The following is a 26,757-nucleotide window of genomic DNA, read 5'->3' on the forward strand; positions in this document are numbered from 1 at the left end:
ATCATCCCCTTTAATAAAATAATAAGCGTTATAAATGAGTTTATTATAAATTATATAAATTTTCAATTCTATTTTTCAATTTTTTTTATTTTTTCATAAATTCTTCCTTAGAAATTGCTGTTATATATTTTTTATTGATACCAGTACTATTTGAAACACTTTCTACCAGTTTTTCTGCAGCATTTTCATATTCTTCTTTATCTAAAGGTAAATACCTTTCTAAACTAAGGGTTGCATAATCATTTAAGCTTTTTTCATCTGATTTTGACTCATTTTCTATTTTAAAATAGAAATCATATTTATATTTTTTTCCCATTATTATCTCTCCTCTATAAAATTATTTTATTTTAATATTTAAGTAGTCAATTGCATTATCCTCTAAAACAGGAATTGAATAATTATATCTATCAGCTAATTTAGTGTTTGACCAACCAAACTGTTCTTTAGCTTTTTGTGCTGAAGAACCATTTTTAAGGCATAAGGCAGCGGCACTATGTCTTAAATCTCTTGGAGTATAGATATGTTCAAATTCAGCTTTTTTACATGCGTCAGTTAATACTTTTCTCAGCCATCTACCGCTAATGGGTTTCCCAAATTTATTTAGAAAAACATGGGAATCTTTACTTACTGGTCCAATGGATTCGCGATATTTTGCTAATAGTTCTGCAATATCTGTAGATACCTTAATATACCTTTTTTCATTATTTTTGATAGTAAATTCAATAGCGATATTGCCATTAGCATCTTCTATAAACTGATTCCATTTAAGAATAGTTGCTTCCTTTAGTGTCAATCCAGATGTAAATATCAGCATTAAAGCAATATAATCTCTAAAGTTACCTTCTTTTAAAATACCTATTAACTGATCAAGCTCCGATAAAGATATTATTTTATCACTGGAAATACTTCTAGGAGCAGCTGGTTTTTTAACTGATTTAAAGTGATTAAAGAAAGAAGATGGTATAAATTTATATACTAGTTTTACGCTTTCAATATAATTAAAAAAACTAAACAAGTAGATATAAATTTTTTCAACAGTAAAAATGCTAATTTTCCCTTTTCTTGCTTTATCTTTAAGACTATTTATATAAGATTCACAGTCTTTTCTATTAGCATATAAATAATCTTTTCCTAGAAATTCTGTAAATCTTAATATTTCCCTTTTATAATCTCTGCGGGTTTTTTCAAGTTTTAATCTTTCAATAGAGAAATATTCAATAAGATTTTTACTGTTGTTTGAAATAATATTTTTACTCATTGAGCAATCCTCCTTTATTAAAACCAATGATTATATTTTAATTGTATATAGTTATAATATACTAGTTCCGCGTTGTATATGCAAGTTTAAAGAATTTTTAAATTAATTGTTTTTTTGTGAATTAGAGTTTCTATTTATGTTTGTTATTTCAGAGTTTATTACAACTCGGAATATTGTTATTCTTATACTATCCTTATTTTTTCTCTAGTAATTCCCATTCTTCCTTTAATAAACGATATTCTACTCTATCATATAATTTTCCATCTAAAAGCATATGTTTTTTAAATTCACCTTCCTTTATCATGCCAACCTTCTTCATTACTCTTTCTGAGCCAATATTTTCTTTTATACACCCCGACTCAATCTTAATTACACCTGCTTCATTAAATCCATATTTTATTACTTCTCTTGCTGCTTCAGTTACTATTCCCCTTCTCCAAAACTTAGGTCTAATAAAATATCCTAGTTCAACAACTTTTCCATATGAAAAATCGATGATAACAGTAAAGCCTATTTCACCAATATATTCATCAGTATCCTTCATTATTATGGCAAAAAAATATTTTGTTCTATTTTCTAATTTTGATTCCTTTATTGCTTCATATAAATTTTGCTTTGATTGATCCATATTCTTAGTTTTTATATCTTGCAAATAATACATTGCTTTCTCGTCTACTAGAAGTTTATGTATTGAATCAGTATCTTTCTCCAAATGATCTCTTATGATTAATCTTTTGGTTTCTATTTTCACCATGATATCAACCCCTCATTCTTTGATTTTTAAATTTTATTTTCAAAATTGAAGAAATTATATATTTAATCTATTAGCCAAGAGATTAATATAGTTATTTTATAATATAATATATTTTGATGTTATAGCTTTAAAAATAAAATAATTATATAATTTCCTTAATTAATAATTTTCTGTGTTTTTTTTGGTAATTAATGATATAATATTAATATAAACTGTAATCGTTTTCCTGTAAAGTTATATATGGTTTATTCTCTAATTTTAAGAGATTTTATGAAATTAAAAAGTTAACTTAAAATAAAATAAGGAAGGAGGTAATATTGTGAATGGTTTAGCTGCTGTTGATTTTGGAGTGGCAACTGATAGTACTATAGCTTCAAATAGCTTAGATAGCAATACTATCAAAAGCCTGCTGCTCTTAACAAATCTGGAACATAAAAAGTTCCTAATAACAGAAAACGGTAAACCAATAGCCGCAATGGTTCCTGCTTATGAAGAAAAAAATACTGATTTACCTTCAAAAAAGCTTAGTGAACATGAAATAAATCAATTATTGGATGAATATGAAAATCAATTAGATAATTTAATTTAGCCAATAATATAGAAAAACCTTATCTGTTATAAATTTATATAAGAAAAATATATTTAAAAACTTTATATCTTTTACAAAATCAATTTGTCCAAGGTAATATTTATTCTAATTAGAATATATTATCTTGGGCTTTTGATATATATTTGATTAAGAAAATATTCTCTTTTTCATGATAAAAGCATTCAATATTTTTCCTGTCCAGTTTAGTTCTATCTTTTCTGCCACATTAAAACCATTTACCTTCCAAAACTTTAATACATTTCTATCATAATTGGTAACAACATCAATTCGTATATCCCGAGCTCCTTTAGATTTTACATAGTCTTCAAACCCCAAATATATTTCCTTCCCATATCCCATTTTTTTATGATTATTATGGATAATTATTAAAGATAAATAGCATTTTTCCTTAAGTGAAAAGTCTATTATTCCAATAATCTCTTTCGTTTTTTTACAAATTATTTTACAAGAATAAAAACCTTCCTCTTTCATATTTTTGATTTCTTTTTTTATCCAATCTATATCTACACTTTTTCTCGACATATGGGCTTGCAAAAAATTAATATTGGAATTATATATTTCAACAATTCCAGGTAAATCTTCTTTTTCTACTGTATCTACATAAAATTTTTCTGTTTGAAAAATCATTTTATCACTCCAATTATTAAACCTCTTTACTCAAAAGAAATCTCTAAAGACTAAAGAGGTTTAATTTTATGAATTTTAACTATAATTACTAAACTTTTAACTCAACATTGACACCTAAAATATTCTCATTTTCTTCTAGAATTGGCTTTATACAATCTTCAATAAACTCTTCTACCTGTTGTGGAGATCTTCCTATAAACAACATAGGATCTAGTAAATTATTTATCTCATCATTAGTAAGATTAAATGCATCATCCTTAGCTATTCTCTCTAACAGATCATTTTTTTTCCCTTCTTCTTTTACTACCCTACCGGCGTTCATTGAATGAACCCTTATTTTTTCGTGAAGCTCCTGTCTGTCTCCACCTTTTTTTACGGCTTCCATTAGTATGTTTTCAGTTGCCATGAAAGGCAATTCTTCTTTAATACGTTTTTCTATAACCTTTGGATAGACAACTAGACCTGTGCTAATATTTATTGTTATTTCCAATATAGAATCTATACACAAGAAAGATTCTGGTATGGAAAGTCTTCTATTTGCCGAATCATCTAAAGTTCTTTCAAACCATTGAGTAGCCACAGTATTTGCTGGATTTTGAGTGTTAGTTATTACATATCTCGCAAGGGATGCGATTCTTTCACTCCTCATAGGATTTCTTTTATAAGCCATGGCGGAAGATCCAATCTGATTTTTACCAAAGGGTTCTTCTATCTCTTTTAAATGCTGTAATAGTCTTATATCATTAGTCATTTTATGCAAACTCTGTGCAATACCACTTAAGGTAGATAATACCCTATAATCATATTTTCTTGAATAGGTTTGTCCTGATACTGGAAATGTTTTTTTAAACCCTAATTTTTTAGCCACAAGCTGATCCAATTTCTTAACTTTTTCATGGTCTCCATCAAATAATTTCAAGTAACTAGCTTGAGTTCCTGTCGTCCCCTTTGCCCCTCTAAGCATCATTTTTGACAAAAGGTATTCTATATCCTCTAAGTCCAATAAAAGGTCCATAAGCCAAAGTGTGGCCCTTTTTCCTACTGTTGTTAACTGAGCAGGTTGAAAATGTGTAAACCCTAGTGTGGGTACATTTTTATATTTATAAGCAAACTTTGATAATCTATCTATACAATTTATAAGTTTATTACGGACAATATTTAAAGCCTTACTCATTATAATTAAATCAGTATTATCTCCAACAAATGCACTTGTGGCCCCTAAATGGATGATTCCTCTAGCCTTTGGGCACTGCTCACCGAAGGCATAAACATGGGACATAACATCATGTCTTGTCTTTTTTTCCATTTCCTTAGCCACATCATAATTAATATTATCCTGATGCTTTTTTAATTCCTCTATTTGTTCATTACTTATGGGAAGTCCTAATTCCTTTTCTGCTTCAGCTAATGCTATCCAAAGCTTTCTCCACGTTTTAAATTTTGTGTCGGGGGAAAAAAGTTTAAGCATTTCTTTGCTAGCATATCTACTTATCAGTGGATTTTCATATAGAGCCGTCACCAAATCACTCCTTACATTTATTATAAATATTTAAATAATGTTCGTATCTTTCCATATAGTATTATACATTATATGTTTTTAAATAACAATAATATAAAAATAATGATATATATGCTAATAAAAAAATTAATTTACTCTTTTTTAGAAAAACTTCCATAGAAAAAACCTGCTTAGGTAACAGCAGGTTTTCAAGGTAATCGTTTTCACTATCTGGGTTGTATAATTAATTTTATAGCGGTTCTTTCTTCACCATCGATTTCTATGTCTGTAAATGCTGGAATACAAATTAAGTCCATACCACTAGGAGCAACGAATCCTCTAGCAATAGCAACTGCTTTTACTGCTTGATTAAGAGCTCCTGCACCTATAGCTTGAATTTCGGCAGCTCCACGTTCTCTTAAAACACCTGCCAACGCTCCTGCAACTGAGTTTGGATTTGATCTTGCTGATACTTTTAATACTTCCATGATTTAAAGCCCCCTTAAAAATTTTGATTGAATAGTGTTTTGTTTACTTATTAACCCACAGACATATAAATTCCCAATGAGTTAAAATTTAAATAGTTTTCCACTTATTACTATGTATTCTACATTTAATAAGAAATTCCTGCTAAATATTGTGATAAATTAAAAACTTTCATAAATTTTAACATCTTTTGTATTAAAAGAAGCTATCTGATGATAGCTCCTATTTTGCATAATCTATAGCTCTAGTTTCCCTAATAATATTCACTTTTATTTGGCCAGGATATTCAAGCTCATTTTCAATCCTTTTGCTAATATCCCTTGCCAATAATACCATATTATCATCACATACATCTTCAGGCTTGACCATTATTCGGATTTCTCTACCAGCCTGAATAGCAAATGCTTTGTCTATACCTTCATAAGAATTCGCAATACCTTCAAGCTTTTCAAGACGTTTGATATAAGTTTCTAAAGTTTCTCTTCTTGCTCCTGGTCTAGCTGCTGATATTGCATCTGCAGCTGTAACCAATACAGCCTCAATTGTTTGAGGTTCATAGTCTCCATGATGAGTAGACATAGCATGGATTACCTCTTTAGATTCTCTATATCTCCTAAGCAAATTAATACCTATTTCTACATGGGTACCTTCTACTTCATGGTCAACAGCTTTACCAATATCATGTAATAATCCTGCACGCTTTGCAATTTTCACATCTACTTCCAGTTCAGCTGCCATTAATCCTGCCAAATATGATACTTCTATAGAATGTTGTAGAACATTTTGTCCATAACTGGTTCTATATTTTAATCGCCCAAGTAGCTTAACTAATTCAGGATGAAGATTGTGGATTCCTAAATCGAAAGTTGCTTTTTCGCCTTCTTCTTTAATATGATCATTTATTTCTTTCCTAGCTTTTTCAACCATTTCCTCTATTCTAGCTGGATGAATTCTTCCATCTATAATAAGTTTTTCAAGAGCCACCCTTGCTATTTCTCTTCTTATTGGATCAAATGACGATAAAATAACAGCTTCAGGAGTATCATCAATTATCAAATCTACCCCTGTTAAGGTTTCAAGAGCTCTTATATTTCTACCTTCTCTTCCAATAATTCTTCCCTTCATCTCATCGTTTGGTAAACTTACAACAGAAACTGTAGACTCAGCAACATAATCAGCTGCACATTTTTGAACAGCATAAGCTATTATCTCTGTAGCTGTTTTGTTAGCTTCTTCCTTTGCTTTATTTACAATGTCCTTAATCATAACTACAGATTCATGCTTAACTTCTTTTTCTATATCACTAAGTAATATTTGCTTTGCTTCTTCAGTTGTAAGACCAGATATTCTTTCAAGTTCTTCAAGTTGTTTTTTATAAAGTTTATCAATCATTGCTTCTTTGTTTGATAACTCTTTAAGTGATTTATTTAAATAATCATCTTTCTTTTCAAGATTTTCTGATTTTCTATCAAGATTTTCTTCCTTTTGAAGTAATCTTCTTTCCAAACGCTGAAGTTCATTTCTTCTATCTCTATTCTCTTTTTCAAATTCATTCCTTAATTTATGGACTTCCTCTTTAGCTTCAAGAAGAATTTCCTTACCCTTGGTATCTGCTTCCTTATTTGCTTCAAAAATAATTAGTTCGGCTTTTTGCTCTGCACTACCTATTATTTTCTCAGCAGTCATTTTCCTCAATATATATCCAATCCCAAAACTAATAGGGGCTGATATTGCAATTGTTAAAACTATTGGTAAATAATTAATATACTTCACCTCCTATAAATTAGTAAATTCATTTTTAAAATTATACATTTTTTAATTTCTTTTGATTTTTTCATAAATTCTTCCTTGTTTAAGTAAATTATATATAAGTTCATTATTTTTCTTAAACAAAATAATTTAGCGTTTATAAAAGAAATTATCTTTAATAAATCAAAAATATAAACCAACACTCTCAGATTTGAGACATTACAAGTTTATAAAGGGAATGAATCTAGGAAATGGTGCTACATTCCGGCTCTTTTTAATTTTATATCTTTTTCAATTTACTGTCAAGATGAATTAATAGTTGATATAGTAAAACAGTGAAACAAAATAAAAGATAAAAATTTAACACTATTTTACTATTATATGTAAGATATAAGCATGAAAAAAACCCCGGTCAAAGCCGGGCTTTAATTCATTCAAAAAATCAATTTACTTTGAAGACTTTTCTTTATTATTTGAAGTCTCTTCTTGATCAGTGCTTTTTTCCTTTTTCTCTTCAACAGGTAAATTATAATGCTTTCTAACCTTATAATCCAATTCTTCAAGTAATTTTGGGTTTTCTATTAAAAACTGTTTAACATTTTCACGTCCCTGTCCTAGTTTCATATCATTATAGCTGTACCAAGAGCCTGCCTTTTTGATTAATTCAGCATTTACGGCACTATCTAAAATTCCACCTTCTCTAGATATTCCTTTACCATACATGATGTCAAATTCAGCTTTCTTAAATGGTGGGGCCAATTTGTTTTTAACAACTTTTACTTTAGTTCTATTTCCCATAAATTCATTATTTTGTTTTATAATATCTACTTTTCTAACATCAAGACGTACCGATGAATAGAACTTCAATGCTCTACCACCTGTTGTGGTTTCCGGATTACCAAACATTACTCCCACTTTTTCTCTCAACTGGTTAATAAATATTGTTGAAGTTTTTGATTTATTAATGACACCAGTTAATTTTCTAAGAGCCTGGGACATAAGTCTTGCCTGTAATCCCACATGACTGTCCCCCATTTCTCCAGCTATCTCCGCTTTAGGTACAAGGGCTGCAACAGAATCAATTACTATTACATCTATAGCACCACTTCTTACTAAAGCCTCAACAATTTCTAGGGCCTGCTCACCAGTATCCGGTTGTGAAACAATAAGATTATCTATATCGACCCCTAAATTTTTACAATATATTGGGTCCAAGGCATGTTCAGCATCTACAAAAGCCGCTGTACCTCCATTTTTCTGAGCCTCTGCAATGATGTGAAGAGCAACTGTAGTTTTTCCTGATGATTCGGGACCAAAGATTTCAATAACTCTTCCCCTTGGAACTCCGCCTATTCCAAGGGCAATATCTAGCTCTATTGATCCTGTTGAAATGCTTTCTATATTTAGTCTAGTCCTATCGTCTCCAAGCTTCATTATGGAGCCCTTACCAAATTGTCTTTCAATCTGACCTAGAACAGTATCTAAAGCTTTACTTTTATCACTCATATTTTCCCAGATAAAATAATCAACTCACAATATAATGTTTTAATCTTCAAAACTCATTATAATAAAGTTGTTTATTATTATTTCTGGTTTTCACCTCCTTTTTTGCGAACAAATGTTCCACAATCTAATTATACCTATTTCTCATCCTTAGGTCAACTATAGATTTTGTCTCTTTAATTTAATTGAAGAAATTGCATCAATCTAACCTAACTTACTTATATAATATATATGATATAACTCTAAAAAATCCAAAACATATGTAGTAAATAATTTTTAAATAAAGTAATTATGCAATTTCCTCAATAAATAAAATTTGTGAAAAATTATAAAGAATTCTTTCTCACAAATTTTATATTCTTATACCAAATTTCTAATTATAGTTTTCCGAATTAAATTAAGAGCTTGAACAGCAGTATAATTTCTTATTTTATTTCTATCACCATTTAAATTAAGCTTCTTTATGATAGTATTTTTATTAGTGGCTATAGCAATATATACTAATCCAACAGGCTTTTCTGGAGTGCCTCCAGATGGACCTGCAATACCAGTAATTGATAGACAAATATCACTATTTGTTATGGCCCTCAAACCTTCAGCCATGGCAGCGGCAGTTTCTTCACTTACTGCTCCAAATTTTTTAAGTATTTCCTTATCAACACCTAGCTCTTCATGCTTTGCCCTATTGCTATATGTAACAATAGATCTGTCTAAAGCATTAGAAATACCTGGAATCGAAGTAAGCTTAGATGCCAACAATCCACCGGTACAGGATTCTGCCAAAGAGATAGAGTAATTATTACCTATAAGCATATCGGCAACTACCTTTTCCAAGGATTCATTATCATAACTATATATATATTCCCTTAATCTCTTTTCAATTTCCTCACAAATTGGATTAATTAATGCTTCAATTTCTTCATCTGTTTGGGCCTTTGCAGATATACGAAGACTCACCTCTCCACTCTTAGCATATGTTGCAAGGGTGGGATTGGATTGCCCAGTTATAAGATCCTCCAATAAAGTTTCAAGCTTTGATTCACCTACACCAACAAATTTTAAAACTTTAGATTTTATCTTAAGTTCTGACTTACTAAGTAAATATGGCATAACAGAATTTAAGAATATTCCTTTCATTTCATTTGGTGGCCCCGGTAAAGATATTATAATCTTTTCGTTTTCTTCAATTATAAAGCCAGGCGCTGTTCCATTATTGTTATCCAATATAATACTACCCTCTGGAACAAAAGCTTGCTTTTCATTATTAATTGACATTTCTTTATTTATTCTCTCAAAAAAGCTCAATATTTTCTCATATGTAGGCTTATGCATTACCAATTCTCTTCCTAAAGATTTAGATATAGTTTCCTTAGTCAAATCATCTTGAGTAGGTCCTAAGCCACCAGTTGTAATAATCAAGTCAGAAATTTCAAGAACATTTTTAAACATTTTCTCAAGTCTATCATTATTATCTCCAACAGTAAGATGATAAAGAACATTAATACCCAGTCCATTAAGCTCCTTTGATAAAAATGCTGCATTTGTATTCACTATTTGCCCCATTAACAACTCAGTACCCACAGTTAATATTGTACAGTTCAAATATCTTTCTCCCCTTTGCTAAGAAAATGCTTAAGGTTTACATAAGCACTTTCTTATTTTTATTAATATAGTCAAAACCAGATATGACCGTAAGTATTACAGCAGCCCAAACAGCTAAAATATCAAAGGGGATATTAAGTAAATTGAATGAAACATTATTAAAAAGTAATATTAAAATTGCAACTATTTGTGAAACAGTTTTGGCTTTTCCCCAGGGACTAGCTGCTATAACTATTCCCTCTGATGCTGCTACGGCTCTAAAAACACTCACAATAATTTCCCTTGATATAATAATAACTACAACCCATGCCGGAAGCCTGTCCATTTGAACCAATGAAACTAAAGCAGCCGTAACTAAAAGTTTATCAGCCAAGGGATCCATAAATTTACCAAGCTTGGTAATTTGATTCCTACTCCTTGCAATATATCCATCTAAACTATCTGTCAGTGCAGCGATTATAAAAATCAAAGTTGCTATTGTAACGCCATAGGGTATATTGGTCAAAAGAAAAAACATAAAAATAGGAACTAACAAAATTCTAGCAATGGTAATTTTATTTGCTAAATTCATTCACAACCTCTCCTATTAAATCATATTCAAGAGCATCAGTAATTTTTGCTCTTACAAACTCACCAATACTTATTTCCGTATCGGAATTTAAATAAACTACACCGTCAACTTCAGGAGCATCGAACTCTGTTCTGCCAATATATACATTTTCATTCTCAACTTTTTCTTCTATTAGTATATCATATAATTTGCCTATTTTATCCATGTTTTTCTTTAAGGATATATCCCTTTGAATAAGCATTATTTTATCTCTTCTACTTTCTTTAACTTCCTCAGAAATCTGATTAGGTAGCTGCGCAGCCGGAGTATTCTCTTCCATTGAGTAAGTAAATACTCCCAATCTATCAAATTTCACATCCTTTACAAAATCATACAGCTCTTTAAATTGCTCATCTGTTTCCCCAGGAAATCCTGCTATTAAAGATGTTCTTAAACTTATATTCGGTACTTTATTTCTAAGCTTTTTTATAACCTTAAGTATATGGGCTTTAGTTGTTCTGCGGTTCATTTTCTTCAGTATTTCATCATTACAATGCTGTATTGGAATATCTATATATTTACATATTTTATTATTGGAGCTAATTAAATCAATTAGCTCATCACTTATGATATCCGGATATGAATACTGGAGTCTTATCCATTTTATTTTTTCAATAGAGCTAAGTTCTTCTAAGAGCCTGACCAATTGATAATTGCCATATAAATCAATACCATATCTGGTTATATCCTGTGCAATTATTATTAATTCCTTCACACCCATTTCTGATAAGTTTTTTGCTTCCTTTACTATTTTTTCGATTGGACGACTTCTATACCTTCCCCTCAGCTTAGGTATTATACAATAGGTACAACAATTATCGCAGCCCTCTGCAATCTTTAAATAGGCACTATATGATGGTGATGTTAAAATTCTTGGAAGATCGTATTCTAAAGCCTTGTCAGCACTGACTGTATAAACTACCCTTTCCTTATTATTTATTGTTTTATTTATTATCTGTGCAATTTCATTGAAATTGGTGGTACCTAAAAATACATCCACTTCAGGGATTTCTTCCGATAATTCCTTTGAATATCTTTGTGCAAGACAACCTGTAACAATTAAAATCTTACATTTTCCAAATTCCTTCATCTGGGCCAGCCCCAAAATTGTATCAATTGATTCTCTCTTAGCACTTTCTATAAAGCCGCAGGTGTTAATTATAATAACATCTGCCTTATCTACATCACTGGCTAAAGAAAATCCATGTTTATTTAAAATTCCTAACATTATTTCAGAGTCAACCTGATTTTTGGAACAGCCTAGTGTCTCCAAATATACTTTCTCTTTCACTACTTTAATTACTCCTCTCATATATAAGTAACCAAAATTAAATTAACTCCTTGTGCTAGTTCTTATATCAGAAGTTTTAATATTTCACAACAAAATATGGTTTACTAGCACAACAGGTTAAATTAAAAATGCTTTTTTATAAAATTTTTTACAGAGTCCACTGCATCATCTATTTTATCATATTTTATAGTTAAATCTAATGTTTCTAATTTTTTAATTGAATATTTATAAAGTGGGTCATAATAGTTATTTATAAGAAATTCAATAACATATCGATAATCTCCACTGTTAATTTTTTCAGTTAACATTTCTACAGTTTTAGTTCCCAGACTTTTTTTAAGATGCTTAATACATCTAATAAGCTTATCATTTATTGCAGAATCATTTTTAATATAATCATTATAAATATTTTCTATCCTGTTTTCTATACTTGTCTCTACAAGTATATGGTATCCATCCTCCATTGCCTTCATTACTGGTTCAGGCACATTCATGCTTCCTATTCTTTTGCTTTCACTTTCAACAATGATAAGATTACTACTATTGTAGTATAAACTATTGAAAACTAAGGATTCAAATTCTTTCTGGGAAGGAGAACTTCCCTCAAATAGTAAATCACCAAATACTGAACCTGAATTTTTCGCATATTTTTCTAAATCCATTACAGGAATCTGCATTTCTTGAAGTTTATTTATTATAATGGTTTTCCCAACACCAGTTAAGCCATGTAGAACAATAAATTTAAATTTCCCTATCTCATTATCAAGAAAATCAAAAACGAATTTTCTATAGGCTTTATATCCGCCACTAATCCTATAGACATTCCTTAAACTTAATGTATTTAATATATTACAAACAGACTTACTCCTCATACCGCCACGCCAGCAATATATAACTATATTATCATAATTTCTTTCAAGCTCCATTATTCTTTTATATATTTCCTCAAGCTTATAGGACGCATAACGTAAGCCTAAGCTTTTTGCCTTTTCAACACTTTCATTTCTATATACTTTACCAACTACGGAACGTTCTTCATTCTTAAGAATGGGAATATTTATTGATCCAGGTATAGATGCCTCTAAAAACTCGCTTTCTGAGCGTACATCTATAAAAATTGTATTTGGTAAATTAAGAGCTTTTTCTACACTAATAATGCTTTGTGTCATTTTTTATATCACCACTATTCTATTGAATTACTATAACTTAATTATTCCCCTAAAGCTAAAGTCTTAATACCAATAGCTAAAAGCGCCATAGGCGCTTTAACTCGTCTGACTTTTTATCTCTTCAAATTCTTCCTTTGAAATAAGTACATTTCTTGGTTTACTCCCAAGATTTTCACTAACTATTCCTCTACTCTCCATTTCGTCTATTATTCTTGCTGCTCTATTATATCCTATTCTAAGTTTTCTTTGAAGCATAGAAATTGAGGCTTGCTGGGCTTCAACAACAAGTTCTATAGCAGCCGATAATAGCTCATCCACCTCTTCATCATCGGAATTTTCCTCATTACTAATTTTCTCAATTATATCATCTTCATATTTCACATCTTCTACCTGACTTTTAATAAATTCTACTACTTTATTTACTTCTGAATCTGAAACAAAGGTTCCCTGCATCCTTCTTGGTTTTGAAGATCCAACTGGGTAAAATAACATGTCCCCTTTTCCCAACAGTTTTTCAGCTCCTCCCATATCTAAAATAGTTCTTGAATCAGCTCCAGAAGAAACTGAAAAAGCTATACGGGAAGGTATATTGGCTTTAATCACACCAGTTATAACATCTACAGATGGTCTTTGCGTTGCAACTATCAAATGAATTCCAGCAGCTCTGGCCATTTGAGCAAGCCTGCATATTGCATCCTCTACCTGATTAGGTGCAACCATCATAAGATCTGCAAGCTCATCTATTATAACCACAAGCTTTGGTAGCTTTTCATCCTTTGAGTCTTCAAACTTTTCATTATATCCATCTAAATCCCTAACACCATTTTGAGCAAAGAGCTTGTACCTATTGGTCATTTCTTGTACAACCCAATTCAGTGCAGTTGCTGCCTTTTTAGGATCTGTTACAACAGGAAGCAGTAAATGGGGAATTCCATTATAGCAGCTAAGCTCAACCACTTTAGGGTCAATAAGCAAAAACTTTACATCTTCAGGAGAAGCTTTATATAAAATACTTGTTATTAAACTATTTACACATACACTTTTTCCGGATCCAGTGGCTCCTGCTATAAGCATATGGGGCATTTTCCCTAGATCATCTACAATAGGCTGTCCCGAAATATCCTTACCTAAAACAAAGGTTAATTTTGAATTACTATCATTAAATGCACTACTTTCAATCACTTCTCTTAATGTAACAAGCGTAGAACTTTCATTTGGTACCTCTATACCGACAGCGGATTTACCTGGTATAGGAGCTTCAATTCTTATATTTTGAGCAGCAAGATTTAAAGCAATATCATCGGACAAATTGACAATCTTACTAACCTTAACCCCTGGCTCTGGATGTAATTCATAACGGGTTATTGTAGGTCCCTTACTAATTTGTACAACCTTGGCCTCTACACCAAAATTCTGCAATGTGCTTTCTAGGGTTTTAGCCTTGTTCAGAATATCCTTTTTATCCTTTACTGTACTGCTTTTTTCATTGGGTTTAAGTAAATTTATATCAGGTAATTTATAATCTTTTATATTATTTTTGTCCTTAACATTTATATTTGAAAGACTTTCATCTTCACTTTCTCCTTTATTGTCTTCTTTACTTTTTGATTTTCCATCATTTAAATTATTTTTATTATCATCAGGTAAAGCCACTGCCTTTGTATTACTAGTATAGTCCAATATTTTTATTTTTTCATCAACAATATCCTTTTTATCTTTATTAGTACCATCTGATTTTTTTAACTTACTTTTAGATTTCTCTCTGTTTTTAGATACTTTTTCTTGATTATCAATAACTATTGTTTTAGATGAAAATAAATTTACTATAGAAGATTTTAAGAAATTAAATATCATATTGAAAACTTTACCTATAAAGCCTAATATATCCATTATAGATAGATTAGTAGTTAATATAAGTGATAGTACAGCCATTGTAGTTACAATAATATAACTTCCCTTAACCCCAACAAAAAACAATAAAATTGATGTCAAAATGTTCCCTATAATTCCACCGGCAATACCACCTTCAGTTCCTAAATAATAGGATTGTTTAAGTGAAATGTAGCTTAGTATGTCCTCGGGTATATGTTGTCTATGTATTAATGAATAAATAATAATAAAGCATATATAAAGGCTTATAAAGCTAAACATAAATCTTGATTTTTTCTCTTTAAATATATTATTTAAAGAAAAAAAACTGGTTATTATTATTAAATATGGTAATACATAAGCAGGCGTCGATAATAAGCCCATAAATAGATTTTTAATAAATAGTCCTAATCTTCCTACTGAATTAGTATGTAAGCTGAATATGCATATGATACCAAATGAAATCTGAATTAATGCCTTTATTTCATTCATCTTTTCATTTTTTTTATCATATTTTCTTTTACTTCTTCCCTTTTTCTTTGCCAAAACAATCACCTCTTAAATTTCCTCAAACACCAAAAAAAATAAAGTGTCAATTTGATTAACACTTTATAGAAATATTATAACATATAGTGAAACAAACTCATAGACCTATTTATTATTATCACCACTGTTACTACCATCACTGTCCTTATTTATATTTACTATATCTTTACCTTCTTTATTTTTCCTTACCATCTCATTTAATTTATTTAATGCCGTATTGAGTCCACCAATTTCATCAATAATGCCAAGTTCAACAGCCTTTTTCCCAATTAGAATTGTTCCTATATCATTTGCAATCTCATCGGTTTCATTCATAAGCTCAAGAACCTTTTCTCTGGATATTTTAGATGTTCTTGTAATAAAATCAACTATTCTTTCCTGCATCTTTTGAAAGTACTTAAAGGTTTGTGGAACACCAATTACTAATCCATTCATCCTTATAGGATGGATAGTCATTGTGGCCGTAGGTACTATAAAGGAATAGTCACATGAAGTTGCTAAAGGAACTCCAATACTATGGCTTCCTCCTAGAACCAATGAAACCGTTGGTTTTGATAAACTATTTATCATTTCCGCTATGGCAAGGCCTGCTTCAACATCTCCACCTACAGTATTCAATATTACAAATAGGCCTTCAACACTATCATTTTGCTCTACTGCTATTAGCTGTGGAATTATATGCTCATATTTTGTTGATTTTTTTTGTGGAGGCGATACACTGTGACCTTCCACATGGCCTATAATTGTTAGGCTTTGGATGTTATTGCTGGAGCTGGGAATATTTTGTGTTCCCATTTCTTTAATATTATCAAGCTTTGAATTTTTATTTACTTTTATTTTAGTTTTCTTGGAATTTTCAATCTCCATATCTTCTAATTTTGAATCAATATCTTTATAATATTCCATAATCAACACTCCTAAATTTATTATTAATATTATTATTTTAGCCATAAAAAAAACTACTATACTGAAAAAAATATAGTAGTTTTAAATATATAGATATACGCCAATAAAACTTAAGAAAAGAAGTGGCATCTGAGGTTTCCTTTTGAGCGATTTTTATAAACCTGTTTATCCTTTTGATTATTTTATCTAAAACAGGTTTATTGCATGAGCCAAAAGGATTCTCAGTGGCCACGACTGCAAATTAAACTTACCTCTATATAGATTTCCCATAGTAAAACTTAATTTATGCATATGAAAATATCCAGTATTTCTGGGGATTTTTAATATGTATAAATTAACTAATTTACTGAAATATCTGTGTTTTTTCTAATTTTCAAATTTATTTTCCCTATTTAAATCAAATTCTTTATGGAGTGTTTTTAATGCCTTAAGTAAATTATCGCTGTTTATTAAACAGGATATAGTTGTATTGGAATCCGAAGATTGTAAAATTTTTATGTTTCCTTTATTCAAAGTTCTAGCTAATCTCGCCATAACCCCTGGAACACCATGTATTTTGTATCCTATAATTGTTACTTTACTACAATTACTTCTAAGACTATAGTCAAAATTATATTTATCCAAAACCTTATTAATAACCTTTAAATCTTCTTCATTTATAGTGAATATTTTCCTATCATCAAAAAAATTTATCATATCAATACTAACTTTATTATCTGTCAATTCCTTCAAAAGATAATCGTTTTTTTCATCTTCAGAATTTATATTGATTACAACTTGAACTATCCCATTCATATGGGCTATAGCAGTAATAAGCTTTTTATGATGATTTACATTTTTCCTTATATTAGAATAGGAAGGCCTATTATTTATAATTGTCCCATTGGTATCATTAAATATATTTTTTACCTTTAGGGTCATATTTGATCTCTCTGCAATTTCTACTGCCTTAGGATGTATCACCTTTGCTCCACATCTGGCCATTTGATAAACCTCTTCATAGCATAAAGATTCAATAACATTTGCCTCAGAAATAAGTCTGGGATCAGCAGTCATTACACCATCAACATCGGTGTATATTTCTACTACATTAGCCTTTAAAGCTTCCCCTAAAATTGCTGCCGATGTATCACTACCACCTCTACCTAGAGTTGTTATATCCCCATCCTTAGAAATCCCCTGAAAACCTGTAATCACAACTATTTTATCTTTCTTTAAATAATTAATAATATTTTTTGTATTAACATTTTCAACTTCAGCAGCTCCAAAATTAGAATTAGTAATTATACCTGCTTGAAATCCTGTTAAAGCAACTGCATCATAACCCTTTGATTTTATTGTATTTGCCATAAGAACTGCTGATATGGTTTCACCGCAACTCATTAGCATATCTAGTTCTCGACTTGAAAATTCTGGGTATATAGTTTGAGATAAGCTTATTAAAGTATCAGTTGAATATGGATCTCCTTTTCTACCAATAGCAGATACAATTACAACTGGATATTTACCAGAGGCCTTTATTTGAATTGCCTTATTAGCCACCTTATCTCTTAATTCCTTTGAAGCAACAGAAGTACCGCCAAATTTTTGAACAACTATTTCCATCTTTATCCCCCTTGTACCATACCTAGTATTAAACCTTCAGGCTTTTAGCACTATAATTATATTACATATTATGATTTCTCATATAGGGATGTTACTTTAATAATATTTTGGCTCCTTACGTTAGTTCCTATATACTGATTTATTTATATATAAAGACTATTATTACCATATTGATTACTATCAAGTTCAATAATAATCATATCATTCCCTATTTTTTTTACACAATCCCAGGGAATTTCCATAAAATCCTTTTCAGAAAAAATTGAAAATCTGCTTTTTATATCGGGAACTAATAAAGCTTTTATTTTTCCGGTTTTTTCATCTATAAGCAAATCAGATTCAGCAACCATTCCTAATCTTGCACCATCACTTAAGTTTACTATTTCCTTACCTCCAAGTTCACTGAATTTCATAATATTCTTCCTCCTTTTACTGTTTGTACTATTTTATAATTGGAAGGGAAGAAATATGACTATAAACTGTTTTTAATATATTCAAAACTATTCTTAGTAGTATCTTTATCTATATTTCCAACAATTGATAAACTAACCTTATCCTTTTTAAAAATTTTATTTATTATATTCTTTATATCATCCATGGTAATATTATTTATTTTTTCAATGACTTCTTCACTATTCCTAATTTTTTTGCCGTAAATCTCTGATTTTCCAAGCATTGTCATTATACTGCTTGTGCTTTCCAAGCCTAAAATATAGTTACCCTTTAATTGCTCTTTAGAACGCTTTAATTCTTCTTCAGAAATATAATTATGGATAAGCTCTTTAGTTTCTTTGGTAATTAGAGGCAAAATATTTGATAACTGAGATGGATTTAAGCTTACATAAACAGTAAACAATCCAAATTTTTTATAAAAGCTTGGATGAGTATAAATAGAATAAGCCAATCCATGCTCTTCTCTTACAGTCTGAAATAATCTTGAGCTCATACTGCCCCCAAAAATATTGTTAAAAATAAACAATGGATATAAACTATCTTCTCCATTTGAAAAGCCTTCAAAACCCATACAAAGGTGAATTTGCTCTATGTCCTTATTTCTATAAATATAACTGCTGTGGAACACAGGCTTTTCTATTTGATTTTTAATTTCCTTCTTTAAAGATGCTTGTCCAAACTTTTCATTTAATTCTTCTATTAATTTTTCCTCTTCAAAGCTTCCAGCAACAGCAATTATAATATTGTCACTATTATAATTGTTTTCCATAAATTTCTTTAAATCATTTCTATTTAAAGACTTAATGGAGTCATAGGTCCCTAAAATAGGAAGTCCTAGGGAATGTTTATTGAATATTAGTTTTGATAAGGAATCATAAGCTAAATCTTCCGGTGAATCCTCATACATATTGATTTCCTCTAAAATAACACTTTTTTCCTTTACTATATCATTTTCATCAAACTTTGAATTAAATAGCATATCACTTAAAATTTCAATAGCAATATTTAAATGGGAATCAACTACCTTAGAATAATAGCATGTACATTCTTTACTTGTAAAAGCATTTAATTGTCCTCCTATGCCGTCCATACTGGAAGCAATGTCCTTAGCAGTTCTTTTATAAGTACCTTTAAATAGCATATGCTCAATAAAATGAGATATACCATTATTTTCCTCGGTCTCAAAAATAGAGCCAGTATTTACCCATACCCCAATAGATACTGATCTGACATGGGGAATCTTTTGTGCAATTACCTTTATACCATTGTTAAGAATAAATTTTTTATACATTAAAATCTCCCTTATTTTAATTATATTAATATAAAATTGTGTTGAATATTGTTTTAAAACAATATTCAACACATTACATTATAATTTAGTTTATATATTTAATCAAGAGTCTTTAAAACGTCTGATACCCTGCCGACCTTTATATTTCTTTCCTTTATTGTTTTAATCAAATAATCTAAAGCCTTAATAGTTTCCTCTTTAGGATGCATTAAAACAATAGAACCCTCAAGGGGCTTATTTAAAACCCTTTTAATTATCTTATCACGTGTAGAATCCTTTCTCCAATCTATCGTATCTATATTCCATAATATCGTTTTATATCCAAATTCATTGGCAGCTTTAAGTGTAGTATCGTTATAATCTCCTGCCGGCGGTGCAAAATAGAGCATATCTTTTTTTATTATATCTTTTACTATATTATGGGTTTTAACAATTTCTTCCCGATTTCCCTCTAAGCCAATTTTGCTATGCATTCTATGTCCATACCCATGATTACCTATTTCATGGCCCATATCATTTATTTTTTTTAGCATCTGTGGATTATTTTTAGACCATCTTCCGCTAACAAAAAAAGTTATTTTCACATCATGCTTTTCAAAGATTTCAAGCATAGACGGAATATATTCTGTTCCCCAGTCAACATTACATGTAAATGCTATATAATCCTTATTGTATCCCTTACGAATAGCCTGTAGTTCATTTTTTTTAAAAACTGAAAGTACACTATCATTACACATAAAAAACGATACAATTAAGATAATTAGAAAAAATACAGGTATTATAAAGGTTTTAAAAGTCCTTTCCATATATATCCCCTCCCTAAAGTAATTCTATGAAGGAAAGTCTCTCTATATACTTAATATATTAAGACAAAAGAAAACAAGGGGATGAAAAAAGAAAAATAAAAAAACATAAACCTTCTTGGTTTATGCCTTTTTATCTTTCTTTTCATTTGCTGCCAGTGCTGCTTTTCTAGATAAATTTATTCTACCTTGCTTGTCAATCTCAGTTACCTTAACAACAATTTCGTCTCCAACCTTAAATAAGTCTTCAACTTTTCCAATACGCTCTTTTGCCATTTGAGAAATATGAACTAATCCTTCTTTACCAGGCAAAACTTCTACAAAAGCTCCAAAATTAGTTATACGTACAATTTTTCCAACATAAATTTCCCCTACTTCAACTTCCTTTACTATCTCTTCTATTATTCTTAAAGCTTTTTCACCCTGCTCTCTATTATTAGCAGTAACAAATACCTCTCCATTATCTTCAATATCTATTTTAACTTCAGTTTCTGCAATAATTTTATTGATTGTTTTACCACCTGGACCTATAATATCACGTATTTTTTCGGGATCGACTTTTGTTTTTATTACTCTTGGTGCATATTTAGACATTTCACTTCGAGGCTCAGAAATTGCTGTATTCATTTTATCTAGTATGAACAATCTGCCCTTTCTAGCTTGTTCCAATGCCCTTTCCAAAATTTCTCTGTCTATTCCATGAATTTTGATATCCATCTGAATAGCCGTTATACCTTCCTTAGTTCCTGCAACCTTAAAGTCCATATCGCCTAAAAAGTCTTCCATGCCTTGAATATCACTAAGAATAGCAACATCATTCTCTTCTTTAATTAATCCCATTGCTATCCCAGCCACAGGCGCTTTAATCGGAACACCAGCATCTAGTAATGCTAATGTACTACCACAAACACTGGCTTGGGATGAGCTTCCATTTGAACTTAAAACCTCAGAAACCAATCTAATAGCATAGGGGAATTCTTCTTCAGAAGGAATAACAGGTTCTAATGCTCTTTCAGCCAATGCTCCATGGCCAATTTCTCTTCTTCCAGGTCCCCTTAAAAATCTAGTATCTCCAACACAATATGGAGGGAAATTATAATGGTGCATATATCTTTTAGTTTCCTCAAGTCCCAGTCCATCTAATACCTGGGCATCTCCAAGGGCTCCTAAAGTGGCAATGGTAAGAGCTTGAGTTTGTCCCCTTGTAAACAAACCTGAACCGTGAGTTCTTGGCAAAAGCCCTACTTCACAGGTAATAGGTCTAATTTCTTCTGTTTTTCTATTATCTGGTCTTATACCCTCTTTTATAATCATTTCCCTTACAAGTTCTTTAATAATAGTAGTTAAAGAAGCCTGTATATCCTTTTCATTTTCCGGATATTCCTCAATAAATTTATTTACTACTTCTTCTTTTACATTTTCCATATTTTCATTGCGCTGAAGCTTCTCTTCAGTTTGAATTGCATTTTTCATTTTTTCCATTGCATATTCTCTAACTTCTCTATCTATATTTTCATCTGGTTCAAATAATTCTACTTCCTGCTTCTCTTTTCCAACCTCAAGGACAATTTTTTCTACAAATTTAATTATATCCTTTATCTTTTCATGGGCTAACATTATACCTTCAAGCATAACACTTTCTGGTATTTCTTCCCCTCCAGCTTCAACCATCATTATTGCATCCTTCGTTCCTGAAACAACTAGATTCATTGTTGTAATATCCCTTTCAGATGCAGTAGGGTTTACAACAAATTCTCCATCTACAAGTCCAATTGTTACTGCTCCTGTTGGTCCGTCAAAGGGTATGTCTGAAATTGATAGTGCTATGGAAGAACCTATCATAGCCACCATATCAGGAGTACAATCCTGATCAACGGATAATACAGTTGCTATAACCTGTACATCATTTCTATAGCCTTTGGGAAATAGCGGACGAATTGGCCTATCAATTAATCTTGATGTTAAAACAGCCTTTTCAGTTGGCTTTCCTTCTCTTTTAATAAAGCCTCCAGGAATTTTCCCCACAGAGTACTGTCTTTCTTCTAAATCAACACTTAAAGGGAAAAAATCTATACCTTCTCTTGGCTTATCAGATGCTGTTGCAGTAACAAGTACAACGGTTTCACCATAGCTAAGAAGCACAGCCCCATTGGCTTGCTCTGCAACTTTGCCGATTTCCGCCTTAAGGGTTCTACCAGCAAGTTCCATTTCAAATACTTTAACCATTGTATACCTCCTTTGATAATATCCATAGAAACATAAAAGCATAATGCTTTATTTCTATATTGATAGTATTATTTCCTACTATGTATAAAAAAAAACTTAATATATAGTGAATTTAATTTTCAATATATATGGATTTAAATGGTTATTTTACTAAAAAGTAAAATAATAGAGCGGGAAACACCCGCTCAAAAACTATTTTCTTAATCCAAGTTTAGCAATTAAGGACCTATATCTTTCAATATCTTTATTCTTAAGATAATTTAATAGATTTCTTCTTTTACCTACCATTTTTAATAGACCTCTTCTTGAGTGATGGTCTTTTTTATGAGCTTTTAAGTGCTCATTTAAATCATTAATCCTACGAGTAAGTAAAGAAATTTGTACCTCTGGAGAACCAGTATCAGATTCATGAACCTTGTTCTCTTCAATTATCTTGTCCTTGATTTCTTTAGTTAATGTCATATTTTCACCTCCTCTTAATAATCCCCTTATGCCTAGAAAATCGTCGGTGACTCGATAAACTGAGCAAAAGGTTTATCCGCTATGAAATTTTAACATAAAAAATGAAAATTGTAAATATAAATTTGAAATATTCATATATTAAAATAGTTTTTGGCATAGTCAATATCTGTTTTTACTTGCTTATATAAATTTTCTACATTATCAAACTTTATATCATCCCTTATTTTGTGGAGAAATTCCACTGTAACTTCTTTATCATATATGTTTTTACTAAAATCAAATATATAGGTCTCTATATTATAATTCCGCTGATTAAAAGTAGGATTAAAGCCCACATTAGTTATACTCTTATATATAATTCTATCTATTACTGTTCTAGTTATGTAAACGCCAGATTTCGGTAGACATAGACTTAAATCCACCGATATGTTTGCGGTAGGAAAGCCTTGGGTTCCTCCAAATTGTTTACCTTTAATAACTCTACCGGTAATAGAATAATTTCTTCCAAGAAATAGATTTACCTTGTCAATTAAACCCTTTGACAATTGGCTTCTAATAGATGTGCTGCTAATAATTTCATTATCTATCTTTAAAGGCGGAACAACCGTCAAATCGAAATCATATTTTTGAGAAAATTCCTTTAACAGTTCTATATTTCCCTCTGCTTTTCTTCCAAAATGACAATCCCAACCAACTATAGCAGCTTTCATATTTAATTTTTTCAATAATATTTCTTCAATAAAATCCTCTGCTCTTATATTCTTTTGAAAATTATCAAATTTAACCATTACTAAAAAATCTATTCCCATCTTATAAAACAAATCTATTTTTTGCTTATTATTTATAATAAGCCTAGGTGAATTCTTCGAATTTATTAATTCTCTTGGATGATTGGAAAAAGTATAAATAACGCTCTTTAAATTTTGCAGTTTACAATCTTCCTTAAGGGTTTTAATAAGTGTTATATGGCCTTTATGAAGTCCGTCAAATGTTCCCAGAGAAACTCCAGTCATTTCTGTTAAACTGCCTATTTCCCCTAATGAATGTATTACTTCCATTAAGCTTCTCCTCACTAATTTATAGTAATGCTAGTTCATTATACAAATATTTTTTTGATTTTTATAAAAGAAGCATCTTTTCCTTTATTATAAATGCCAAGACCCATAAACCTATCATCTATATATAATCTAACTATGTCCTTGTTATTAATTTTTGAAGATAGCTTAAAGTCCTTTTCCCTTATAGGTACTCCATTAATAGTAGCTTTAGAAGCTGACAAAGCTATATCTGCTCTTGGAATATTCTTTAAAGGATAATCAATATTATATAAATATTGATTTTTAATAGTATTTATATCTGCCTCAGCCAGCTCCTCTAGAGTTATTGAATTTTCAATCTCAAAGAGGCCACTTTCAAGTCTAGCTAAAAATGACATATGTCCATCTGTATCTAAAGCCTTGGCTATATCATGACATAATGTTCTTATATATGTCCCCTTAGAACATTTTACATCAAAAAGAACCCTATTTTCAACTATTCTTAAAATATTTAAATGATAAATAAAGATTTCTCTAGCTTCTCTTTCTACCTCTTTACCTTCTCTAGCAAGCTCATAAAGCTTCTTTCCTTTATATTTTAATGCAGAATACATAGGTGGAATTTGAAGCTGCTTTCCTATAAAAGCATTAAAAATATTAATAATATCCTCCTTAGCCACCTTTTTATCGGTAGTAGATATGATATTTCCCCATCTATCCTGAGTATCTGTAGATGCTCCTAAAGTCAGCTCTCCTCTATAAGCTTTTGTATCACTTTGCATATACTCTATAATTTTAGTAGCTTTTCCTATACATATTGGTAGTACCCCTACAGCCATTGGGTCTAAAGTTCCGGTATGACCTACCTTTTTTATATTTAATTTCCTTCTAACAAAAGAAACAACGTCATGGGATGTCATATTTGGTGGTTTTAAAATATTTAATATACCTTTCATGGCTTCACCTATAATTTATTCCTTAATTTTTCTTTTATCTTCTCTTTAGCATTTATCATAGTATCAAAAATAGTGCAGCCCGATGCTTTTTTATGTCCACCGCCATTAAATTCCCCTGCAATTAAGCTTACATCAAAATAATACTTAGATCTAAAGCCTACCTTTATTTCATTAAAGGATAGCTCCTTTAAAAAAACAGCTACCTCAACGCCTTCTATATCTCGTGCATATTCTATAATACCATCGGAATTTGAGGGAGAAATATTATTTTCTTCAAACATTTTATTTGTCACATGTATCATTGCAAGCTTCCCATCATAGTGGATTTCAAGAGTATTTAAAGCATCGGATAAAAGTTTTATTTTATTCATAGGTTTATTCTGATAAAGCATAGTAACTATAAACGTAGAATCAATACCTTTTTCTAACAAATCTGCTGCTATTCTTAATGTTTTTGGAGTAGTATTACTATATTTAAAACTTCCAGTGTCAGTAGATAAGGATACATAAAGATATGTAGAAATATCTTTATCAAGTTCAATCTCTAAATCATTAATAATTTTATATATAATTTCACCACATGAAGAAGCATTACTGTCAACTAAATTGTATTTCCCAAAATTTATATTGGTTTTATGGTGATCTATGTTTAAGATTTCATCATTTAAATCTAATAGTTCCCTTCTATCACCTAGTCTTTCAATATCACTAGTATCTATAGTTACAATCAAATCAGGTTTAAAATCCAAGCTTAAAAAGGTTTTGGTAGACATAATACTATTATGGTTTATCATAAAATTTAAATTTGATGGAATTTCATCATCAATTAGAATCAATGCCTTTTTACCCAAAATCTCAAGAGTCCTTTTTAAGGCCAAGGAAGAACCTAAAGTATCTCCATCAGGAAGTATATGGGGAAGAATAATTATTTTTTGGCTTCCCCTTAATAAATTTAGAATATTATTCATCATCATCTTCCACTTTTCCCCTAGGATCTTTGTCTTTATTTAATTTTTCAATGAGCTTACTCATATACACTCCCTGTTTAATTGAATTATCAGATTTAAATATTGGCTCAGGTGTATATCTAAGCTTTAAATGCTTTCCCAATTCTCTCCTGACAAAACCCTTGGCATTATTCAAAGCATCTATAGTTTCTGTGTCATCTGATTTGGAATCAAATGTACTAACATATATATTGGTATATCTTAAATCACCGGTTGTGTCAACATGAGTAACACTTGTAAATTTTGAAATTCTAGGATCCTTTAATTCATTCATTATAAGATTACTAACAATCTTCTTTATTTCTTCGGAAATCCTACTAGTTCTAGAGTAACGCATTTTTTCACCATCCTTAATAGGTTAACTATAGTGAAACAATCTCTAACTTTAATTTATATATTTTAAAACCACTTATGCTTTTAGACTTTCTTAATATATAAA

25 protein-coding genes are annotated in these 26,757 nt (G+C 30.3%); 1 reads left to right on the forward strand and 24 read right to left on the reverse strand.

Features of this window, described 5'->3' with window-relative positions:
• Window positions 1–85 precede the first annotated feature (85 nt).
• From B5X81_RS13455 to B5X81_RS13465, 3 genes are all read right to left on the reverse strand, one after another.
• Window positions 86–316 carry a hypothetical protein gene (locus B5X81_RS13455; protein WP_079492370.1) on the reverse strand — a complete coding sequence of 77 codons (231 nt, stop codon included), beginning with the start codon at window positions 314–316 and terminating at the stop codon, window positions 86–88.
• A gap of 21 nt (window positions 317–337) precedes the next feature.
• The gene (locus B5X81_RS13460) at window positions 338–1,258 is read right to left on the reverse strand and encodes a tyrosine-type recombinase/integrase (RefSeq protein ID WP_079492371.1); all 921 of its coding nucleotides are present in this window, start codon (window positions 1,256–1,258) and stop codon (window positions 338–340) included.
• 193 nt (window positions 1,259–1,451) lie between these two features.
• Window positions 1,452–2,012, reverse strand: a complete 561-nt coding sequence (locus B5X81_RS13465; RefSeq protein WP_079492373.1) for a GNAT family N-acetyltransferase — start codon at window positions 2,010–2,012, stop codon at window positions 1,452–1,454.
• A 319-nt stretch (window positions 2,013–2,331) separates the two neighbouring features.
• Between B5X81_RS13465 and B5X81_RS13470 the strand changes: the two genes are divergently transcribed.
• Window positions 2,332–2,601 carry a hypothetical protein gene (locus tag B5X81_RS13470; protein WP_079492374.1) on the forward strand — a complete coding sequence of 90 codons (270 nt, stop codon included), beginning with the start codon at window positions 2,332–2,334 and terminating at the stop codon, window positions 2,599–2,601.
• 147 nt (window positions 2,602–2,748) lie between these two features.
• On the opposite strand, the gene B5X81_RS13475 is transcribed toward B5X81_RS13470, so the two are convergent.
• The 21 genes from B5X81_RS13475 to rbfA all read right to left on the reverse strand — a co-directional run bounded on the left by B5X81_RS13475 (window position 2,749) and on the right by rbfA (window position 26,655).
• Entirely contained in the window at window positions 2,749–3,249 is a 501-nt protein-coding gene (locus B5X81_RS13475) for a GNAT family N-acetyltransferase (protein WP_079492376.1), read from the reverse strand.
• An 88-nt stretch (window positions 3,250–3,337) separates the two neighbouring features.
• Complete coding sequence (gene purB, locus B5X81_RS13480; protein ID WP_139380333.1) at window positions 3,338–4,768, reverse strand: adenylosuccinate lyase; 1,431 nt, start codon at window positions 4,766–4,768, stop codon at window positions 3,338–3,340.
• Between the two features lie 206 nt (window positions 4,769–4,974).
• Window positions 4,975–5,235 carry a stage V sporulation protein S gene (locus tag B5X81_RS13485; RefSeq protein WP_079492379.1) on the reverse strand — a complete coding sequence of 87 codons (261 nt, stop codon included), beginning with the start codon at window positions 5,233–5,235 and terminating at the stop codon, window positions 4,975–4,977.
• Window positions 5,236–5,455: 220 nt separating this feature from the next.
• Window positions 5,456–6,997 carry a ribonuclease Y gene (rny, locus tag B5X81_RS13490; protein ID WP_079492501.1) on the reverse strand — a complete coding sequence of 514 codons (1,542 nt, stop codon included), beginning with the start codon at window positions 6,995–6,997 and terminating at the stop codon, window positions 5,456–5,458.
• A 432-nt stretch (window positions 6,998–7,429) separates the two neighbouring features.
• Entirely contained in the window at window positions 7,430–8,488 is a 1,059-nt protein-coding gene (recA, locus tag B5X81_RS13495; RefSeq protein ID WP_079492380.1) for a recombinase RecA, read from the reverse strand.
• A 357-nt stretch (window positions 8,489–8,845) separates the two neighbouring features.
• Window positions 8,846–10,087, reverse strand: coding sequence for a competence/damage-inducible protein A (locus B5X81_RS13500; protein ID WP_079492382.1), 1,242 nt, complete (start codon window positions 10,085–10,087; stop codon window positions 8,846–8,848).
• A 37-nt stretch (window positions 10,088–10,124) separates the two neighbouring features.
• The gene (pgsA, locus tag B5X81_RS13505; protein ID WP_079492383.1) at window positions 10,125–10,658 is read right to left on the reverse strand and encodes a CDP-diacylglycerol--glycerol-3-phosphate 3-phosphatidyltransferase; all 534 of its coding nucleotides are present in this window, start codon (window positions 10,656–10,658) and stop codon (window positions 10,125–10,127) included.
• Window positions 10,642–11,988, reverse strand: a complete 1,347-nt coding sequence (gene rimO, locus B5X81_RS13510) for a 30S ribosomal protein S12 methylthiotransferase RimO (protein ID WP_244282099.1) — start codon at window positions 11,986–11,988, stop codon at window positions 10,642–10,644. Before rimO ends, pgsA begins: the two co-directional genes overlap by 17 nt.
• 122 nt (window positions 11,989–12,110) lie before the next feature.
• On the reverse strand, window positions 12,111–13,157 hold the full coding sequence (mnmH, locus tag B5X81_RS13515) for a tRNA 2-selenouridine(34) synthase MnmH (protein WP_079492386.1): 1,047 nt from the start codon (window positions 13,155–13,157) through the stop codon (window positions 12,111–12,113).
• Window positions 13,158–13,253: 96 nt separating this feature from the next.
• Complete coding sequence (locus tag B5X81_RS28475) at window positions 13,254–15,518, reverse strand: DNA translocase FtsK (RefSeq protein WP_079492502.1); 2,265 nt, start codon at window positions 15,516–15,518, stop codon at window positions 13,254–13,256.
• 159 nt (window positions 15,519–15,677) lie between these two features.
• Complete coding sequence (locus tag B5X81_RS13525; protein WP_079492388.1) at window positions 15,678–16,478, reverse strand: ClpP family protease; 801 nt, start codon at window positions 16,476–16,478, stop codon at window positions 15,678–15,680.
• A 366-nt stretch (window positions 16,479–16,844) separates the two neighbouring features.
• Window positions 16,845–18,083, reverse strand: coding sequence for an aspartate kinase (gene dapG / locus B5X81_RS13530; protein WP_079492389.1), 1,239 nt, complete (start codon window positions 18,081–18,083; stop codon window positions 16,845–16,847).
• Window positions 18,084–18,226: 143 nt separating this feature from the next.
• Window positions 18,227–18,496, reverse strand: coding sequence for a YlmC/YmxH family sporulation protein (locus B5X81_RS13535; protein ID WP_079492391.1), 270 nt, complete (start codon window positions 18,494–18,496; stop codon window positions 18,227–18,229).
• Between the two features lie 59 nt (window positions 18,497–18,555).
• The gene (locus B5X81_RS13540) at window positions 18,556–19,827 is read right to left on the reverse strand and encodes a M16 family metallopeptidase (RefSeq protein ID WP_079492392.1); all 1,272 of its coding nucleotides are present in this window, start codon (window positions 19,825–19,827) and stop codon (window positions 18,556–18,558) included.
• A gap of 98 nt (window positions 19,828–19,925) precedes the next feature.
• On the reverse strand, window positions 19,926–20,633 hold the full coding sequence (locus tag B5X81_RS13545; RefSeq protein ID WP_079492394.1) for a polysaccharide deacetylase family protein: 708 nt from the start codon (window positions 20,631–20,633) through the stop codon (window positions 19,926–19,928).
• 120 nt (window positions 20,634–20,753) lie between these two features.
• Window positions 20,754–22,856 carry a polyribonucleotide nucleotidyltransferase gene (locus tag B5X81_RS13550; RefSeq protein WP_079492395.1) on the reverse strand — a complete coding sequence of 701 codons (2,103 nt, stop codon included), beginning with the start codon at window positions 22,854–22,856 and terminating at the stop codon, window positions 20,754–20,756.
• 192 nt (window positions 22,857–23,048) lie between these two features.
• The gene (gene rpsO, locus B5X81_RS13555) at window positions 23,049–23,318 is read right to left on the reverse strand and encodes a 30S ribosomal protein S15 (protein ID WP_079492397.1); all 270 of its coding nucleotides are present in this window, start codon (window positions 23,316–23,318) and stop codon (window positions 23,049–23,051) included.
• A 131-nt stretch (window positions 23,319–23,449) separates the two neighbouring features.
• Window positions 23,450–24,376 (reverse strand): bifunctional riboflavin kinase/FAD synthetase, encoded by a 927-nt coding sequence (locus tag B5X81_RS13560; protein ID WP_079492398.1) that lies wholly within the window; start codon window positions 24,374–24,376, stop codon window positions 23,450–23,452.
• A gap of 38 nt (window positions 24,377–24,414) precedes the next feature.
• Window positions 24,415–25,311, reverse strand: coding sequence for a tRNA pseudouridine(55) synthase TruB (truB, locus tag B5X81_RS13565; RefSeq protein WP_079492400.1), 897 nt, complete (start codon window positions 25,309–25,311; stop codon window positions 24,415–24,417).
• 8 nt (window positions 25,312–25,319) lie between these two features.
• Entirely contained in the window at window positions 25,320–26,285 is a 966-nt protein-coding gene (locus tag B5X81_RS13570) for a DHH family phosphoesterase (RefSeq protein WP_079492401.1), read from the reverse strand.
• Window positions 26,272–26,655 carry a 30S ribosome-binding factor RbfA gene (gene rbfA / locus B5X81_RS13575; RefSeq protein ID WP_079492403.1) on the reverse strand — a complete coding sequence of 128 codons (384 nt, stop codon included), beginning with the start codon at window positions 26,653–26,655 and terminating at the stop codon, window positions 26,272–26,274. Before rbfA ends, B5X81_RS13570 begins: the two co-directional genes overlap by 14 nt.
• Window positions 26,656–26,757: the final 102 nt, after the last annotated feature.

The sequence above is a fragment of the Maledivibacter halophilus genome (genome assembly GCF_900167445.1).
Taxonomy (GTDB): Bacteria; Bacillota; Clostridia; order Peptostreptococcales; family Caminicellaceae; genus Maledivibacter; species Maledivibacter halophilus.